Origin of the sequence: Streptomyces sp. SID5910, assembly GCF_009862125.1 — a bacterium.
Classification (GTDB): Bacteria; Actinomycetota; Actinomycetes; order Streptomycetales; family Streptomycetaceae; genus Streptomyces.
The window spans coordinates 1-17,965 of record NZ_WWHX01000440.1 but is presented as its reverse complement, the minus strand read 5'-3'; the positions used below and the strand labels follow the sequence as shown (position 1 = coordinate 17,965).

16 protein-coding genes are annotated in these 17,965 nt (G+C 72.4%); 3 read left to right on the top strand and 13 right to left on the bottom strand.

The window, feature by feature from the left end:
- Both GTW67_RS15605 and GTW67_RS15600 read left to right on the top strand, forming a co-directional pair.
- Positions 1-507: response regulator transcription factor (locus GTW67_RS15605; RefSeq protein WP_161165423.1), on the top strand; the 507-nt coding region annotated here is incomplete at its 5' end.
- A 65-nt stretch (positions 508-572) separates the two neighbouring features.
- Positions 573-2,027, top strand: coding sequence for a peptidoglycan D,D-transpeptidase FtsI family protein (locus GTW67_RS15600; protein WP_161165422.1), 1,455 nt, complete (start codon positions 573-575; stop codon positions 2,025-2,027).
- A gap of 57 nt (positions 2,028-2,084) precedes the next feature.
- Here GTW67_RS15600 and GTW67_RS15595 read toward each other — a convergent pair whose 3' ends face one another.
- From GTW67_RS15595 to GTW67_RS15535, 13 genes are all read right to left on the bottom strand, one after another.
- Entirely contained in the window at positions 2,085-2,885 is an 801-nt protein-coding gene (locus GTW67_RS15595; RefSeq protein WP_161165421.1) for an HAD family acid phosphatase, read from the bottom strand.
- Positions 2,886-3,049: 164 nt separating this feature from the next.
- Positions 3,050-4,384 (bottom strand): pectate lyase family protein, encoded by a 1,335-nt coding sequence (locus tag GTW67_RS15590; RefSeq protein ID WP_161165420.1) that lies wholly within the window; start codon positions 4,382-4,384, stop codon positions 3,050-3,052.
- Positions 4,385-4,451: 67 nt separating this feature from the next.
- On the bottom strand, positions 4,452-5,819 hold the full coding sequence (locus tag GTW67_RS15585; RefSeq protein ID WP_161165419.1) for an ABC transporter substrate-binding protein: 1,368 nt from the start codon (positions 5,817-5,819) through the stop codon (positions 4,452-4,454).
- Positions 5,820-5,899: 80 nt separating this feature from the next.
- Positions 5,900-7,453 carry a family 43 glycosylhydrolase gene (locus tag GTW67_RS15580; RefSeq protein WP_161165424.1) on the bottom strand — a complete coding sequence of 518 codons (1,554 nt, stop codon included), beginning with the start codon at positions 7,451-7,453 and terminating at the stop codon, positions 5,900-5,902.
- 29 nt (positions 7,454-7,482) lie between these two features.
- Positions 7,483-8,328 (bottom strand): DUF6807 domain-containing protein, encoded by an 846-nt coding sequence (locus tag GTW67_RS15575; RefSeq protein ID WP_161165418.1) that lies wholly within the window; start codon positions 8,326-8,328, stop codon positions 7,483-7,485.
- Positions 8,325-9,482: a Gfo/Idh/MocA family protein gene (locus GTW67_RS15570; RefSeq protein ID WP_161165417.1), complete on the bottom strand. Its 1,158-nt coding sequence runs from the start codon at positions 9,480-9,482 to the stop codon at positions 8,325-8,327. Before GTW67_RS15570 ends, GTW67_RS15575 begins: the two co-directional genes overlap by 4 nt.
- The gene (locus GTW67_RS15565; protein WP_161165416.1) at positions 9,479-10,375 is read right to left on the bottom strand and encodes an ABC transporter permease subunit; all 897 of its coding nucleotides are present in this window, start codon (positions 10,373-10,375) and stop codon (positions 9,479-9,481) included. The genes GTW67_RS15570 and GTW67_RS15565 overlap by 4 nt, the downstream gene beginning before the upstream one ends.
- A complete protein-coding gene (locus GTW67_RS15560) occupies positions 10,372-11,310 on the bottom strand; it encodes a carbohydrate ABC transporter permease (RefSeq protein WP_161165415.1) in 939 nt (312 codons plus the stop codon). The genes GTW67_RS15565 and GTW67_RS15560 overlap by 4 nt, the downstream gene beginning before the upstream one ends.
- Positions 11,311-11,411: 101 nt before the next feature.
- Entirely contained in the window at positions 11,412-13,142 is a 1,731-nt protein-coding gene (araD, locus tag GTW67_RS15555; protein ID WP_161165414.1) for an L-arabinonate dehydratase, read from the bottom strand.
- Entirely contained in the window at positions 13,139-14,047 is a 909-nt protein-coding gene (locus tag GTW67_RS15550; protein WP_161165413.1) for a dihydrodipicolinate synthase family protein, read from the bottom strand. The genes araD and GTW67_RS15550 overlap by 4 nt, the downstream gene beginning before the upstream one ends.
- Positions 14,044-14,712: a GntR family transcriptional regulator gene (locus tag GTW67_RS15545; RefSeq protein WP_161165412.1), complete on the bottom strand. Its 669-nt coding sequence runs from the start codon at positions 14,710-14,712 to the stop codon at positions 14,044-14,046. Before GTW67_RS15545 ends, GTW67_RS15550 begins: the two co-directional genes overlap by 4 nt.
- A gap of 166 nt (positions 14,713-14,878) precedes the next feature.
- Positions 14,879-15,631: an MBL fold metallo-hydrolase gene (locus tag GTW67_RS15540; protein ID WP_161165411.1), complete on the bottom strand. Its 753-nt coding sequence runs from the start codon at positions 15,629-15,631 to the stop codon at positions 14,879-14,881.
- A gap of 50 nt (positions 15,632-15,681) precedes the next feature.
- On the bottom strand, positions 15,682-16,296 hold the full coding sequence (locus GTW67_RS15535; protein ID WP_161165410.1) for a TIGR03086 family metal-binding protein: 615 nt from the start codon (positions 16,294-16,296) through the stop codon (positions 15,682-15,684).
- A gap of 139 nt (positions 16,297-16,435) precedes the next feature.
- On the opposite strand from GTW67_RS15535, the gene GTW67_RS15530 reads away from it, so the two are divergent.
- Positions 16,436-17,656, top strand: a complete 1,221-nt coding sequence (locus GTW67_RS15530; RefSeq protein WP_161165409.1) for an MFS transporter — start codon at positions 16,436-16,438, stop codon at positions 17,654-17,656.
- The last annotated feature ends 309 nt before the right edge of the window (positions 17,657-17,965 follow it).

Genomic DNA, 17,965 nt, shown 5'->3' with positions numbered 1-17,965 from the left:
GACGTCGTCCTCATGGACGTCCGCATGCCCGGGGTCGACGGCATCCGCGCCACCGGGCGGATCCTCGCCACGCTCGCCGAACCGCCGCGCGTCGTCGTGGTCACCACGTTCGAGAACGACTCCTACGTCTACGACGCGCTGCGCGCCGGGGCCGCCGGCTTCCTGCTCAAGCGGGCCGACGCCGACACGCTCGTCCACGCCGTCAGGCTGGTGGCGCGCAGCGACACGCTGCTGTTCCCGTCGGCGGTGCGGACGCTGGCGGCCGAGCACGCGCGCGAGAGACCCGCCCCGCCCGCGTGGGTGGCGCGGCTCACGGAACGTGAGAGCGAGGTGCTGCGGCTGATGGCGACCGGGCTGACCAACGCCGAGATCGCCGAGCGGATGCGGGTGGGGCCGGCCACGGTGAAGACGCACGTGGCGTCGGTGCTCGCCAAGACCGGCACACGCGACCGCACCCAGGCGGTCATCCGGGCCTACGAGGCCGGCTTCGCGAAACCGGTTACATGAACGGACGATGAGAAAACGGGGCGCATGGGAACGATCCGCCCCCGTCCGTTCGTCCTGTGGGCGGGATGAACAAGACGATCAGGCGCGCATCGGTCTTCACGCTGCTCCTGGTGTTCGCTCTGCTGGTGCGGGCGACCTGGGTGCAGTTTTACGACGGCCGGGCGCTCGCGGACGACAAGGACAACCGGCGCAACGCGATCGAGACGTACGCGGAGCCGCTCGGGAACATCATCGTGGCCGGACGCTCGGTCACCGGATCGGCGCCGACGAAGGACGGCGACCTCACCTACAAGCGGTCGTACACGGACGGAGAGCTGTACTCGGCGGTGACGGGCTACGCCTCGCAGGCGTACGCGCCGACACAGCTGGAGGGCATCTACCAGGACCTGCTCAACGGCACCGATCCGCGGCTGAAGACCGTCATGGACACGGTCACCGGCCGGCGGGCCGACCCGGGCAACGTGATCACGACGATCGACCCGAAGGTGCAGAAGGCCGGGCTGAAGGCGCTGGGCGACAAGAAGGGCGCCGCCGTCGCGATCGACCCGAAGACGGGCCGGATCCTCGCGGTCGTCTCCACCCCGTCGTACGACCCCTCGTCGCTGACCGACGCCAACACCGCCGGTGAGGCGTGGCAGCAGCTCACGAGCGACCCGGACAAGCCGCTGACCAACCGCGCGCTGCGCCAGCCGCTGCCGCCGGGCTCGACGTTCAAGCTCGTCGTCGCGGCGGCCGCGCTGGAGGACGGGCTGTACGGGTCGGTCGACACGAGGACCGACAGCCCGGACCCGTACCAGCTGCCGGACACCAGCACGGACCTGTCCAACGAGAACCCGAACGCCCCCTGCGAGAACGCCACGATCCGCACCGCGCTCCAGTACTCGTGCAACAACGTCTTCGCGAAGATGGCGGTGGACCTGGGCCAGGACAAGCTGCGGGCGACGGCGGAGAAGTTCGGCTTCAACGACGAGAAGCGGGACGTGCCGGTGCGGGCCTACCCGAGCGTGTACCCGAAGGACATGGACCGGTCGTCGACCGCCCTGACGGGCATCGGCCAGTTCGACGTGACGGCGACACCGCTCCAGATGGCCATGGTGTCCGCGGCCATTGCCAACGACGGCAAGCTGGTCTCGCCGCACATGGTCTCGCAGATCACCGGCGGTGACGGCGACGTGCTGGAGAACTACGACGACTCGGCGGAGACGCAGCAGATCGTCAGCTCCTCCACCGCCGAACAGCTCCAGTCGGCCATGCGGACGGTGGTCGACGAGGGCACGGGGTCGAACGCGCAGATCCCCGGCGCGACCGTGGGCGGCAAGACGGGCACGGCCCAGCACGGCGAGAAGAACAGCAAGACGCCGTACGCCTGGTTCACGTCCTACGCCAAGTCCGGCTCGTCGGACGACGAGGTCGCCGTGGCCGTCCTCGTCGAGCAGTCCGACGCGGCCCGCTCCGAGGTCAGCGGCAACGGCCTGGCGGCCCCGGTGGCCAAGGCGATGATGAAGGCGGCGCTCAACTAGCCGGCGCCCCCGCCGGTGACGACCGGCGGGGGCGCTGCGTTCACCGGACCGCGGAGGTCACTCGACGAAGTACGTCGGGTTGGGCAGCTTGTAGGTGCGGTCCGCGTAGCCGCCCTGGAGGTCGGAGTACTGGTCGCCGAAGTTGGCGACGATGTCGTACCCGAGGTCCCGCTCGATGTGGCGGCGGGTGCCCGCCTTGAACTGCACGGTGGTGCAGGTCCAGGTGCCCGGAGTGGCGCAGTGGGACAGGTAGGACGGCGGGTTCGCCTTGTCCTTGAGGAACATGTGGCCGGCGTCGAGGTTCACGTCGGCGCCCACCTTCTTCAGGTTCTCGACGGCGGCGGCGCGCTGGGCCTCGCCCAGGCCGGAGTTGTAGAAGACCTCGACGCCCTTCTTCTCCGCGTAGCGTGCGAGGGCGGGGCTGCCGAACACGGCCGGGCGGTCGGCCTTGTTGACGTAGGCGGCCCAGGTGGCGCCGTCGTAGCCGTAGTTGTTCTTCTTCTCGTAGTCGAGGCTGAGCAGCAGGGTGTCGTCGATGTCGAAGACGACCGCCGGACGCTCGCCCCGGTGGTGCGCGGCGGTGCGGGCGGCCTTGTCGATCTGCTTCCTGGCCGCGGCGTCGATGCTCGCCAGGTCCTTGGCGTACTGGCTGTGCGGGGACGCCTGGTAGACACCGTCGGCGTCGGCCGTGGTGCCGTAGTAGGTGTCGATGTCCTTGGTCAGCTGCCCGATGTTGTAGGGCTCGTGGGTGGAGTTGGCCGTCGACTGGCCGGCGGTGGCCGCACCCGTGCCGTAGAGGGCGGCACCGGCGACGGCGCAGGCGGCGGTGACGGCGGCGATGCGCAGTGGTCTATGCATGAGACACGTTTCTACGCGCGTCACCCCCGGCTGCGCGAGGGGTGTGGCCCGATCGGTACCTCTTTATCTGGCAAAGATCGCGCCAAGTCGGCCAGTTCGTCCCGGAGCGTCCGGGGGTGGGCGGGCCGGGGCGGTGCGGGCCCCGGCCCGGTTCCGATGGCGCCTCAGCGCAGGCGGCCGGCGCCCGCGCCGTGGTCGACGACCGCGGGGACGGCCCTCGCCGGGAGGACCTGGGTGCGCAGGGTGGGGGTCCAGCCCGCGCCCGACCGCAGGGTCTCGCCCGGGAGCTGGGCGTTGTGCACCGCGATCAGGTCGACGGTGCGGCCGTTGACCTGGTTGTGGGCGGCGGTGACCGGTGCCTCGCTCCACTTCTTCAGGACCTGTGCGGCGCTGGTCCCGGCCGGGAGCGTGAAGGCGTTGTGCTCGGCGACGAGCGCGGACTCCTTGCCGACGCCGAAGCTGTAGGCGTAGTCGTCGGAGGCCACGAAGTGGTTGTTGTAGACGTCGACCTGGCCGAAGCGGACGCGGGGCGCGCGCTCGACCAGGTTCTCGAACAGGTTGTGGTGGAAGGTCACTTTGAGGTGGCCGCGGTCGCCGACGGCGGTGGACTCGCTGTCGCTGTTGCCGATGAGGATCGTCTTGTCGTGCTCGGTGAAGACGTTCCAGGAGGCGGTGACGAGGTCGGCGCCCCTGACGACGTCCAGCTGGCCGTCGTGCTGCTGGTAGAGCATGCCGAAGTGGGTGGGCGCCGCGCTGTCGGGGTGCTCGCCGTCGGTGAAGGTGTTGTGGTCCAGCCATACACGGGTGGAGCCGTACACGACGGCGCTGTCGTACTCGGAGTTCCAGTTGCCCCGGTCGCCGTCCGTGGGGTCCCACTGCGGGAAGCAGTCGACGGGGCTCTCGAAGGTGAAGTTGCGGACGATGACGTTGTCGACGCCCTTGATCTGGAGGCTGGCGCCCTTGAGTCCGGCGTTCTTGCCGATGCCGATGACGGTGGTGTCGGCCGGGACGTTCGCCTTGACCGCCTGGTCCTGCCGGGCGGCGGAGGCGCGGCGCAGGCCCTCGGGGCTGTCGTCGGGCTCGCCGCTCAGGTCGGTGTCCAGGCCCCAGGTCTCGGGCGCGTACGTCTCCAGGTAGGCGTCGAAGTCGTAGCCGGGGGCGGCGAAGGCGTCGCAGCCCTCGGAGACGGCGTCGATGGTGCCCTTCACCTTGATGATCCTCGGCGCGTCGCCGCCGGCGGCGAGGGCGGCCCTGAACTCGGCCCAGGTGGTGACCGTGTACACGTGCGCGGCGTCGGCGGCGGCCCCGCCGGTGGTGCCGGCGCCCTGGGAGGCCCAGCCGTCGTTGGCCGGCAGCGTCTGCCGGGCGACGTCCTGGGAGTGGTGGTGGCCGGGGCGGGCCCCGGCGGTGGCGGCGGTCGCGCTCAGCACGAGGGCGGTGCAGCCGGCCAGCGCGGCCACTCTGCTTATGGCATGCCTATGCCATCTCTGGGTGCTCATGGTGCGGCTCTCCTTCGCGGGTTCGGGGACTGTCGGGGACGGCCGTTCGGGAACGGGGGGCGGCCTTTCAGGAACCCAGCCGCTCGTTCCACTCGGCCTGCGCCTCGTTCAGCTGCTCCGCCACCGTGTCCAGGAACGCCTTCGCGCTCGTCTTCCCGAGCAGCACCTTCTGGAAATTCGGCTCGTTGTCCGCCTTGGAGATGGTGTTCCAGTCCGGCAGGTAGTACGGCAGTTGGACGATGGTCGTGGACCCGTCGTTCAGCGCCTCCGCGGCCAGCTTCGTCGGCTCGGCCTTCGAGATCCACGCGTCCTTCGCCGCGTCCGTGTTCGACGGCACCTGCCCGGCCGACTCGTTGAACTTCGAGTTCTGCTCCTTCGAGGTCGCGAACTCGATGAACTTCCAGGCGGCCTCCTTGTTCCTGGAGCTCTTGAACAGCCCGAGCCCGTCGACCGGGTTGGAGACCTGGACCCGCTTGCCGGAGGCGCCGACCGGCTGCGGGATGCCGCGGAACGTACCGGCGCCGAGCGCCTTCACATGGTCCTGGTAGGAGCCCAGGTTGTGGTTGAGCATGCCGATCGTGCCGGAGTCCCACTGCGCGACCATCTTGGCGAAGTCGTTGTTGACGTCGGCGGCCGGCGTGACCTTCTTGTAGAGGGCCGCGTACTTCTCCAACGCCTCCACGTTCCTCGGGTCGTTGACGGTGGTCTTCTTCTTGTCCGCGTCCCAGAACGAGGTGATGCCGGACTGCCCGTACATCGCGTCGAGCGCCTGGGCGATGGAGCCGGAGCCGCCGCGGATGGTGTAGCCGAACTCGTTCCTGCCCGCGGCGGTCAGCTTCTCCGCCGCCGTGTAGAAGGCGTCCCAGGTCGTCGGCGCCTGAAGGCCCGCCTTGTCGAACAGGTCGGTGCGGTAGTAGAGGACGCCGTTGTTCGCCGAGGTCGGCACCGAGTACAGCCGGCCGTCGCCGCCGCCGGCCGCCCGCAGCGACTCGATCATGTCCTTGTTGACCCTGCCGTTCAGGGACGACCCGGTGAGCCGGTTGTCGAGCGGCTCCAGCGCGTTCTGCGCGGAGAACCCGGCGAGCATCGCCGCGCCGACGCCGCCGACGTCGGGCAGGCCGCCGCCCTGGATGGCGGTGTCGACCTTGGACTGGTACTCGGTGGCGGCGATGCCGACGTACTCGACGTCGATGCCCGGGTTCGCCTTCTCGAAGTCGGCGATGATCTCCTTCCACACGGCGGTGCGGATGCCGCCGTTGTTGTCCCAGAAGACGATCTTCCCCTCGCCGCTGCCCTCGGCGCCCTTGTCGCCGCCCGCCCCGCTGCCGTCGTCACCGCAGGCGGTGGCGGTCAGCGCGAGCACGGCCCCCAGGGCGACGGCGGCGGACGTGCGGCGCCTGCCGGTGCTTCTGCTGCTGCGCATGCTGATCTTCATTGGTCGGCTCTCTTCTGCTGGATCCAACAGTGCGGTGCTGAACGGCGTGGGGGGCGTGAGCGGTCGGTGCCTCGGGTGGTTCAGTGGGCGGCGACGACGCGGAACCGCGTGAACTCGGCGGCCCCCGCGGACCCTCGGCCGGCGGGTGCGAGCGCGAACAGGCCGAGCAGGGCGCCGACCCAGCGCCACGGGGTGGCGGCGAAGACCTGGCCGGTGGGCCGGTGGCCGTCGCCGAGGTCGTAGGAGAAACAGCAGCGGGCCCCGGGCGCCGTCTCGACGCGCAGCCGTACCCGCCCGTCGGGTGCGACGCGGGGGTGGTCGGCGTCGCGCTCGGCCTCGGACACCGGCTCGGCGAACCGGTGCACCAGGTGCGCCGCCCCGTCCGCGCTCCGCTGGAGCCCGATCCAGCGGTAGGCGTCGCCGAGCACCGCGAGCCCGGCCCGAGCGCCCGGCTCCGCGCTGTCCAGGCGCAGTTCCACCTCGACGGCCGACGGCGGGCCGGGCAGCCGCTGCGTCAGGACGTTCGGCAGCCTGCGCAGGTCGTGCGCGTCGGCCGTGCGGACGCAGGCGAGCCTCAGCCCGTCCCCGGGGTGCCGGGTGGCCCAGCCGTCGCCGGGGTCGGCCGTCCACGACCACTGGTGTCCGTACCGTCCGCCGGGGAAGTCGTCGTCGGTCGCGGGCGCGGCGGGCGGCTGCGGCGGCAGGGCGGGACGCCGGTGGACGGTCACCGGGGCGCCGTCGTCACCGAGCACCGGCCAGCCGTCGGGGCCCCAGGTCATCGGCTGGAGGTGGACGACCCTGCCGTACGCGCCGCGCTGCTGGAAGTGCAGGAACCAGTCCTCGCCGGACGGCGTGCGTACCCAGCCGCCCTGGTGGGGGCCGTTGACGTCGGTGTCCTGCTGCTCCAGGACGACCTTCTCCTCGTACGGGCCGAAGAAGTCGCGGGAGCGGAGGGCGCCCTGCCAGCCGGTCTCCACTCCCCCGGCGGGCGCCAGGATCCAGAACCAGCCGTCGTGCCGGTACAGCTTGGGGCCCTCCAGGGTGAACCAGCCGGGGATGCGGTCGCCGTCCACGATCACCTCGCCCTCGTCGAGGAGCCGGGTGCCGTCGGGGTGCATGCGGTGGCCGGTGAGGCGGTTCTTGACGCCGGAGCGGGAGCGGGCCCAGGCGTGCACGAGCCAGGCGTCGCCGGTCTCCTCGTCCCACAGGGGGCACGGGTCGATCAGGCCCCGGCCGGCCTTCACCAGGTGCGGCACGCTCCACGGGCCCCGGACGTCGGGGGCGTTGACCTGGAAGACGCCCTGGTCGGGGTCGCCCCAGAAGATCCAGAAGCGGCCGTCGTGGTGACGCAGGGACGGGGCCCAGACGCCGGCGTCGTGCCGGGGCGCGGCGAAGGTGTCCGCCGGTCCCAGGCGCTCCAGCGCGTGGCCGACGAGGGTCCAGTTGACCAGGTCCCGGGAGTGCAGCAGCGGCAGGCCGGGGGCGCGGCCGAAGCTGGAGGCGGTGAGGTAGAAGTCGTCGCCGACGCGGATCACGTCCGGGTCGGACCAGTCGGCGTTCAGGACGGGGTTGGTGTAGGTGTCAGCGGCCTCGGGGGTACCGGCGCCACGGCCTCGCGTGCGCTCGGGGGTCACGGCGCCACCGGCTTCCGTGGGCTCGGGAGTCACGGCGCCACCGCCCTGCGTACGAGGCTCGCGGCGCCGTCCGTGTCGAGGCGGCCGTCGGCGACGACGGTGACGACGCGGCGGACGAGCGTGTCGCCGGGGGCGAGCGGCAGCCGCGCGTCGTGGGCGAGGGAGGAGCCGACGCCCGGGTACTCCTCGGTGCGCACGAACCACGGGTCGCGCCGGGTGCGTTCGGTGGCGCCGGCGAACACCAGTGACCAGGTGGCGCCGGTCAGGGCGAGCCAGTCGGCGGGGCGGCCGTGGACGTTCTCCTCCCCCTCCCGGTCGGCGGTGAAGACGTGCGGGGCCGTGCTCTCCTTGCGGGCCCGCCAGAAGAACCCGCCGTAGGCCGCCCCGGGGCGCCCGTTGGTGGCGGGGCTGCCGAGGGTGAGGGGGTCCGGGGTGACGTTGGTGAGGGAGAAGGTGAGGTCCAGCGCCCACGCGGTGTCGCTGAGTCCGGTGGCCGCGACGGTGCGGCGCTCGCGCAGCAGCTCGGTGCCGGCGGCGACCCAGCGCAGCTCCTCGACGAAGCCGCCGGGGTCGCGGAGCTGGAAGGCGGTGTGCCGCTGGGCGCCGTGGTTGTCGAGCTCGGTCGGCCCCCGGCCCTGGACGTAGGTGCGCCCGCCCCAGAAGTTGTGGCCCTCGACGTCGGGAACGGCGACACCGACGCCGAGGTGATGGAGGTGGTCGGCAGGGCTGAACTCGGTGACCACGGTGCCGGCCAGGGTGGTGACGGGGTGCAGGTGGGGGCGCGGGGAGAGCCGGCCGGGCAGCTCGGGCCGGACGGCGTACCGGCCGACGGGACGGCCCGCCACGCGCAGTACCGGGGATGCGGTGCCGGTCATCGGGTGCTCACCTCGTTCAGCGGCTGCTCCGTGCGCGCGGCCCACGGGGCGCCGAGTTCGGAGTACAGGGAGAGGGTGTCGGCGGCGGCGGTCACGAGTCCGTCGACGCCGGGGACCACGCGGCGCCCCTCGCCCGGGACGCGGTGCCAGGCCCCGTCGGGCAGCGCCTCGGGGTCGGGGGCCCGGCGGATCGCCTCGACGACCCGCATGAACGCGCCGGTCTCCTCCGGCGGGACCAGCAGCGCGGCGCCGGTGGTGAGATGGCCGACCAGGTTCTCCAGCAGGTCGGTGCGGCCGTGGTCGTACTCCTCGGGGCCGTGTCCGGCGCGCTGGAGCAGGACGCGGTCCTGCTTGTACCAGAAGGTGATCCGGCCGCTGCTGCCGTGCACCAGGACGTACGGTTCGCCGGCCCGCTCCGCGCACAGGGTCGCGGCGACGGTGACGCGGTGGCCCCGGGTGGTGGTGATCCGGACGCAGGAGGTGTCGTCGGCCTCGATGTCGTTGGCGTGGCTCAGCTCGGTCTCGATGCCGGCGACGTCCTCGGCGCGTGCGGTGCCGCCCAGCGCGAGGGCGGTGGCGACGGCGTGCGCGAGGGGGTTGGTCAGCGCGCCGTCGATCACGTCGGCGCCGCCCAGCCGCCGCTTCCCCGCCCAGGGCGCCCGGCGGAAGTAGGCCTCGTCACGCACCCAGGCCCCGGCCCCGCCGACGCCCACGACCTCGCCGACCGCGCCCTCGGCGATCAGCGCGCGGATCGCCGGCACGGCGTGCGAGCCCAGCGACTGGAACCCGACCTGGCAGGCGACGCCGGCCTCGGCGACCCCGTCGGCCATGCGCCGGAACTCGGCGTACGACGGCGCCGGGGGCTTCTCCAGCAGCAGGTGGACGCCACGGCGGGCAGCGGTCAGCGCGAGGTCGGTGTGGGTGGGGATCGGCGTGCAGATCACGGCGATCCGGGCGCCGGTGGAGTCGAGCAGGGCCCCGAAGTCGGGGGACTGCTCGGGGAGTTCACCGCCGGCTTCCTCCTCGGTCAGCGAGGTGAGCTCGCAGACGCCGGCGAGCCGGACCAGGCCCGCCCGCTCCAGGCGGCGGATGTTGGCGACGTGCCAGCGGCCGTGGCCGCGGGCACCGGCGAGGACGACGGGAACGGCGCTCATCCCTTCACCGCCCCCGCGCTGAAGCCGGTGATCAGCCACTTCTGGATGAAGGCGAACACGATCACCACGGGGACGGCGGCGATGATGCCGCCGGCGGCGAGCGCGCCGAGGTCGACGCTGTCCGCGCTCATCAGGGTGTTGAGGCCGACCGGGATGGTCTGCTTGTCCTGGTTGTTGAGGAACATCAGGGCGAACAGGAAGTGGTTCCAGGAGTGCACGAAGGCGAAGGAGCCGACGGCGATCAGACCCGGCCGCAGCAGCGGCAGCACGACGACACGAAAGGCCCGGAACCTGCCGCAGCCGTCGACCCAGGCGGCCTCCTCCAGGGAGTACGGCACGTTCTTGATGAAGTTGCTGATGAGGATCATCGACAGCGGCAGCTGGAAGACCGTCTCGGCGATGATGACGCTGACCAGCGAGTTGATCATCCGGAGCTCGGCGAAGATCTCGAACAGCGGGACCAGCAGCAGCGCGCCGGGCACGAACTGGGAGCAGAGCAGGGCGAGCATGAAGCCCCGCTTGGCCGCGAAGTCGAACCGGGCGAGGGCGTAGCCGCCGGCCAGGGCGACGAGCGTCGTCATGACCAGGGTGGCGAGGCCGACCATGAGGCTGTTCTGGAAGAAGGTGCCGAAGCTGCGGTCGGTCCACACCTTCTCGAAGTGTTCGAAGGTGACCGGCCAGGGCACGAGCGAGGTCGAGCCGGCCGGGCGGACCGCGAAGAGCAGGATCCAGTAGAACGGGATCAGGGTGAAGACCAGGTAGATCCCGAGCGGCAGGTAGATCTGCCAGCGGGGCACCTCGTCCCAGGCGGGGCGCGTCTTCGCGGGGCGCGGCGGTTCCAGGCCGGCCCGCGCGGGTGCGGGGGCGGGCGCGGGGGCCTCCTTGGTGATCACTTGTTCTCGCCTCCGAACTTGCTCAGCCGCAGATAGACGATCGAGCAGAAGAGCAGGATCACGAACGCGACCGTGGTGAGGGCCGACGCGTAGCCGAAGTCGTGGGCGTCGACACTGGTGTTGGCGATGTAGAGGGGCAGGGTCGTGGTCTCGCCCGCGGGTCCGCCGCCGGTCAGGGTGTAGAGCAGGTCGACGTTGTTGAACTCCCACACCGCACGCAGCAGCGTGGACAGGATGATGGCGTCCTTCAGGTGCGGCAGCGTGATGTGCCAGAACTGCTTGATGCGGCTGGCCCCGTCGACCTCGGCGGCCTCGTAGAGGTCCTTCGAGACGGACTGGAGGTCGGCGAGGATGAGGATCGCGAAGAAGGGCACGCCGCGCCACAGGTCGGCGACGACCGCCGCGGAGAACACGGTCGAGGTGTCCGACAGCCAGCTGGTGCCGTAGGAGCCGATGCCCAGGTCGGCGAGGTAACGGGACACGCCGGTCTGGGAGTTGTAGAGCAGCACCCAGATCGCGGAGGTCAGCACGCCGGAGACGGCCCACGGGGAGAAGACCAGGGCCCGTCCGATGCCGCGGCCCACGAAGGTCTGGTTGACGATGAGCGCCAGGGCCAGGCCGAACAGGAGCTGGAGGCCGACCTCGACGAATACCCACTTGGCGCTGAAGACGAGGGTGTCCCAGAACTGCGGGTCGTCGGTGAAGATCCGCACGAAGTTGTCGAGGCCCGCGAAGCCGTTCCGCCACGGCTTGGTGGGGTTGTAGTCCTGGAGGCTGTAGTAGAAGACGCTGATGACCGGGTACGCGATGAAGCCCAGCATCAGCAGGGCGGCGGGCCCGATCAGCAGGTACGGGAGCCTGCGCGGTGTGGCGGAGGCACGGCGGCGCCGCCGGGGTGGCGCGGGCGGTTTCGCCACGGCTGCGGCTTGGGCCATGACAGTTCTCCGTTCTGGTGCGTCTGCGTCGTACGGTGCGTGCGCGAGGGGGAAGCGCTTTCTCCACGGCCATGGGTGTGCGGTGTCCCGCCGTGGCGGGGTCAGCCGGCGTACGGGTCCGGCACGGTGCCCGGGCGGGCGAGGAACGCGAAGTCGCAGCCGGTGTCGGCCTGGGTGATCTGTTCGTCGTAGAGGGCGCCGTAGCCGCGCTCGTAGCGGGCGGGCGGCGGCGTCCACGCGGCCCTGCGGCGCTCCAGCTCGTCGTCGTCGACGTTCAGGTGCAGGGAGCGCGCCTCGACGTCGAGGGTGATCGAGTCGCCGGTGCGCACCAGCGCGAGCGGCCCGCCGACGTACGACTCGGGTGCCACGTGCAGCACGCACGCGCCGTAACTGGTGCCGCTCATGCGGGCGTCGGAGATCCGCACCATGTCCCGCACACCCTGCTTGAGCAGGTGGTCGGGGATGGGCAGCATGCCGTACTCGGGCATGCCCGGCCCGCCCTTGGGGCCCGAGTTGCGCAGCACCAGCACGCTGTCGGCGGTGATGCCCAGGTCCGGGTCGTTGATGGTGCGCTGCATGGTCCGGTAGTCGTCGAAGACGACGGCGGGGCCGGTGTGCTTGAGCAGGTGGGGTTCGGCGGCGATGTGCTTGATGACGGCGCCGTCCGGGCAGAGGTTGCCGCGCAGGACGGCGACCCCGCCCTCGCTCGCGACGGGCTGGTGCCGGGTCCTGATGACGTCGTCGTCGTGGACGAGGGCACCGTCGAGCTGCTCGCGCATCGTGTCGTGCGAGACGGTGGGCCGGTCCAGGTGGAGCAGGTCGGTGATGCGGGAGAGGAAGCCGGGCAGGCCGCCGGCGAAGTGGAAGTCCTCCATGAGGTACGTCTGTCCGCCGGGGCGGACGTTGGCCAGTACGGGGACGGTGCGGGCGATGCGGTCGAAGTCGTCCAGGGTGAGGGTGACGCCCGCGCGGCCCGCCATGGCGATCAGATGGATCACGGCGTTGGTGGAGCCGCCGAGGCCGAGCACGGTGGTGACGGCGTCCTCGAAGGCGTCCGCGGTGAGGATGTCGCTCAGCTTCCGGTCCCGGTGCACGAGTTCGACGATGCGCATCCCGGCCGCGGCGGCCATCCGGTCGTGCCCGGAGTCGACGGCGGGGATGCTGGAGGCGCCCGGGACGGTGACGCCGAGGGCCTCGGCGGCGGCGGTCAGCGTGGAGGCGGTGCCCATCGTCATGCAGTGACCGGGCGAACGGGCCAGGCCGCTCTCCAGTTCCTGCATCTCGCAGTCGCCGATGAGGCCGGCCCGCTTGTCGTCCCAGTACTTCCACATGTCGGTGCCGGAACCGAGGGTCCGGCCGCGCCAGTGCCCGGGGAGCATGGGACCGGCGGGCACGAACACGGCGGGCAGGTCGACGCTGGCGGCGCCCATCAGCAGGGCGGGCGTGGACTTGTCGCAGCCACCCATCAGGACGGCGCCGTCGACCGGGTAGGAGCGCAGCAGCTCCTCGGTCTCCATGGCGAGGAGGTTGCGGTAGAGCATCGGGGTCGGCTTCTGGAAGGTCTCGCTGAGCGTGGAGACCGGGAACTCCAGCGGAAAGCCGCCCGCCTGCCACACCCCGCGCTTCACGGCCTGGGCGCGGTCGCGGAGGTGGACGTGGCAGGGGTTGATGTCGGACCAGGTGTTGAGGATGGCGACGACGGGCTTGCCGAGGTGTTCCTCGGGGAGGTAGCCGAGCTGGCGGGTGCGGGCGCGGTGGCTGAAGGAGCGCAGGCCGTCGGTGCCGTACCACTGGTGGCTGCGGAGCTGTTCGGGACGCTTCCGGTCGGTCATGTCGCCCACCCCGCGGCGATGGCGGCGACCTCGGCGCGCTCGCTCTCGGGCAGCGGCTTGCTGGGCGGACGGACCTCGCGACGGCACAGGCCGAGGGAGGCCAGCGCCTCCTTGACCACGGTGACGTTGTCGGCGGAGCCGTTGGCGGCGCGCAGCTCCTCGAAGCGGCGGATCTGCTCCCAGACCTTCATGGCGGCCGGGTAGTCGCCGGAGCGGAGCGCTTCGATCATGTTCAGCGAGACGGCCGGGGCGACGTTCACCAGGCCCGAGGTGAAGCCGGTGGCGCCCGCGGAGAAGTAGGAGGGGGCGTACGGCTCGGCGAGCCCCGCGATCCACACGAAGCGTTCGAGGCCGGCGTCGCGGGCGAAGGCGGCGAAGCGGGCCGCGTCGGGGACGGCGTACTTCACGCCGAGGACGTTGGGGCAGTGGTCGGCGAGTTCGGCGAGGCGGGCGCCGGGGAGCTGGGCGTTGCGCAGATAGGGCACGACGCCCAGCTCGGGCACGGCCTCGGCGATCGCGCGGTGGTAGTCGACCCAGCCGCCCTGGGAGACGTACGGGTGGACGGGCTGGTGGACCATCACCATCTGGGCGCCCAGCTCGCGGGCGTGCCGCGCGGAGGCCACCGCGGTGGGCACGTCGTGGCCGACGCCGACCAGGACGGCGGCCCCGTCGCCGGCCTCCTCGACGGTCAGCTCGGTGACGAGGCGGCGCTCGGCCGGGGTCAGGGCGTAGAACTCGCCGGTGTTGCCGCCCGGGGTGACGGTCGTGATGCCGGCGTCGAGGAGGCGACGCAGCAGGGCCCGGTGGGCGGCGGGGTCGACGGAGCCGTCCTCGGCGAACGGGGTCACCGGGATCGCCACCACGTCGGCCAGGGCCGCCCGCTGGGTCTCGAACGTCGCTGTCATCCCTGACCGCCCTCTCCCTCGGCCTCGGTCCCCGTCCCGGGAAAAGCCCGCTCGACGAAGGACGCGATGTGCGCGTACAGGGCGCGGGCCGCGCCGTCCGCGTCGCCGGCGAGGGCGAGGCGCAGGATCTCCTGGTGCTCACCGGCCTCCCGTTCCCAGGAGGGGTCGGCCGCCCAGGCGACGGCCGAGACGAGGGCGGCCTGGTCGCGCACCTCGTCGAGCATCCGGCCGAGCAGCGGGTTGCCGCACGGCAGGTACAGGGCGCGGTGGAACTCGCGGTTGGCGAGCGACCGTTCGGCCGTGTCGGTGGCCTGGTCGGCCCGGTCGAGGGCGTCGCGGGCGGCGTCCAGCGAGGCTTCCCGGAGCACGGCACGCCGGAGCGCCTCGGGCTCCAGCAGCAGCCGGACGTCGTAGACCTCGCGCGCCATGTCCGCGTCCACCATGCGCACGGTGACGCCCTTGTACTGGCTCATCACGACCAGTCCGGTGCCGGCCAGGGTCTTGAGCGCCTCGCGGACGGGTGTCTTGGACACGCCGAACTGGGCGGCGAGGTCGGTCTCGACCAGGGCCTGACCGGGCGGCAGGCGTCCGGTGAGGATGCGGCGTTTGATCTCCTCCAGCACGTACTGGGTGCGGGAGGGGATGGGCGTGGGCACAGAGGTCATGCGCGCCTCTCGGATCTCACATATCGCGTCTCATATATGACGTACGGAGTACGACGCGTTGAAGGTAGGAGGGGCGCGGGGGCGCGTCAATGCTTCTGACGAAGAAAAGTGAGGGCCGCTGGTCGGACGGGGGGCTGCTCGCACCGGGGTGGTGCGGTGCCGCTGGTCAGACGGCGACGATGTGGCCTTCCTGCGCGGTGGCGGTCGGCCCGCCGAACGCGGCGGCGGCCCGTGCGGTCGCCGCCTCGGGGGTGAGCGTGGGCCCGACGTGGGTGACGAGCAGGCTCCGGGCGCCCGCCTCACGCGCGGCGTTCCCGGCGTCCTCGGGCGTCAGGTGCACCTGTTCGCCTTCGCGATGCGTGTCGATGTCCGCCTCGCACAGGAAGAGGTCGGCGTCGCGGGCGAGCCCGGTGAGCGCGGCGCACGGCCCGCTGTCTCCGGAGTAGGCGAGGACGCGTCCCGCGCACTCGGCCCGCAGCCCGTAGGTCTCCGTGTCGTGCCGCACGGCGCGGGCGCTGATCCGCAGACCGCCGTGGCGGGCCACGTGGCCGTCGTGCAGGGCCCTGAAGTCGAGGACGCCGTCGAGGAAGGCGGTGCCGGGACGCCCGAAGAACCCGGCCAGGCGCTCGGCGCAGCCCCGCGGGGCGTACACGGGGACGGGCGCGGGCGGGGTCATGCCGCCGTAGGCGAAGGCGTACACCGCGGACAGCAGGTCGGCGCTGTGGTCCGCGTGCAGGTGGGAGATCCATATCGCACTGAGCCGCGCCGGATCGGTGTGCCGCTGCAACTCCGCGAACGTCCCGGCCCCGGCGTCCACCCACACCTCGGCGCCCTCACCACGCAGCAGATACCCGGAGCGGGGCCGCCCGGGGGCGGGGTGCGGGGAGGCGGTGCCGAGGACGGTGAGGGAGAGGGTCATACGGGGGAGCGTATGCGGCTCCGCCGGGCTGACGGCCGTGTGCGCCCCGTCTACCGTGCGGGCCGGGTCCAGCCCGGGTCGCGGCCGCTCAGGCCGACCGTGCGGTCCAGCAGCGGGGCGTCGGCGGGGACGGGGACGACGGGGCCGAAGATGCCGCCGCCTCCGTCGGGCTCCTCGGCGGCGGCGGTCAGGAAGCCGTGGGAGACCTGGAGCGCGGCCGGGTCGGGCGCGTACTCCTGACCGGTGGCACGGGCGAGGTCCCAGCCGTGGATCACCAGCTCGTCGACCGCCACGGCACCGGCGACCTCGCCGGGCAGATCGATGCCGCCGGCCCGGGTCATGCCGGTCCACGCCTCCGGGTCCCGCCAGGCGTCGGCGAGTTCGTCGAGGACCTTGGGCAGCTCCTCGCGCCAGCCGGGACCGATGTCCGGCGTACTCGCCTCGGGGCTGGTGTCGGTGGTGGCGCCCAGGTCCTTGCGCGCCGCGTCGCGGAACGCGGTGGCCAGGCCGGTCAGATGGCCGAGCAGGTTGCGGACGGCCAGCTCCGGGCACGGCGTGGCGTCCGCGAGGCATGCGTCGCTCACGCCCTCCGCGAGGCGTGCCACGATCCGCGTCTGCGGTCCGAGGTCGAGCGTGGGGGCGGGGGCGGGGATGTCCTGGGTCATCAGCTGCTCCTCGGTGACGCGTGGCCGGCTCTCTCGGGAGGTAGACCGAGCACGACCGCGGAACTCATCGGTCGCGGGCCCCGAATCTAGGGCACCTGCCCGATGCCCGCCCCCGGGTCTCAGAACCACGATCCCGGACATGAAGGCAACCACCAGGAGGACGACGCGGGGGACCTGGCCCCTGGCCCGCGTCCTGCGCGACCGGAACGCGGGCCTGTATCTCGCCGGGGTGGTGGTGTCCGGCTTCGGCACCTCGGCGCTGTGGCTGGCGTCCGGTGTGTGGGTGAAGGAGCTCACCGGCTCGGACGGACTCGCGGCGCTGTGCGTACTCGCACTGTGGACGCCGACGCTGCTGGGCCCGGCGCTGGGCACCCTCGCCGACCGCGTCCGCCGGAAACCCCTGCTGATAGCCGGCAACCTCCTCCTCGCGGGCCTCCTCCTCACCCTGTTCGCCGTCGACTCGGCGGACGGGGTGTGGCTGCTGTTCGCGGTGCTGTTCGTGTACGGCGCGGTGGGCGTCGTCCACGACGCGGCCGAGTCGGCGCTCGTCGCGGCGGCGGTCGGCCCCGGCCTGCTCGGCGACTTCAACGGGCTGCGCACGACCGCGGCCGAGGGCATGAAGCTGGTGGCACCCCTGGCGGGCGCGGGCGTCTACGCGGCGTACGGCGGGGCGAGCGTGGCGGTACTGGACGCGGCGACGTTCGTCCTGGCCACGGGCCTGTACGCGGCCCTGCGGGTACGGGAGACACCGCCGGAGCCGCCCGCGGCGAACTGGCGGCGCCAGACGGCCGAGGGCGCCCGGTACCTCTGCCGGCACCCGCGCCTGCGCCCACTCGTCCTCGCGGGCGGCGTCACGATGCTCTGCGCGGGCGTCTGCGGGGCGACGGTGTACGCCGTCGTCGACTCCCTGGACCGCTCCCCCGCGTACGCCGGCGCGCTGTACGCCGTCCAGGGCGCCGGCTCAGTGACGGTCGGCCTGCTGGCGGGACCCGCGCTGCGCCGCCTGGGCGAGCGCCGGTTCGCGGCGACGGGGCTCGCGCTGCTGGCGGTGTCGGTGACGGCACGGGCGGTACCGCACGACGCGGTGACCCTGGCGTCCTTCGCGGCGGCGGGCGCGGGAATGCCGGCGACCCTGATCGCCGCCCTGACGACGGTGCAGCGCGAGACACCGGGGCCCCTCCTGGGCCGGGCGAGCGCCACCGCCAACACCCTGATCTTCACACCGAACGTCCTCGGACTGGCGGCGGGTGCAGCCCTGGTGGAACTGACCGACCTACGCCTGCTGTTCCCGACGGTGGGTGCGGTCTTGCTGGCGACGGCTACGACGCTGACACTGACCGACCGACGGAGGCTGGGGTGACGGCTGGGGCGGTGGTCCCGGGGGTGGGCGCACGGTGCAGGCGCCACCACTCACGCGGGCGAGCAGATGACCCCGTCGCACCCAACACCCGCCGTATCGGGGCCATCCCCGCGGGTGCGGGGAGCAGCGGATCTGGAGGTTCTTGGGCCGCTCGGTTCGGGACCATCCCCGCGGGTGCGGGGAGCAGGCGGACCGGATGTCGGCCAGGGTCGGCGTCGCGGGACCATCCCCGCGGCTGCGGGGAGCAGTCGCCGTCGTCCTCGTACTCGACCTTGGTGTCGGGACCATCCCCGCGGGTGCGGGGAGCAG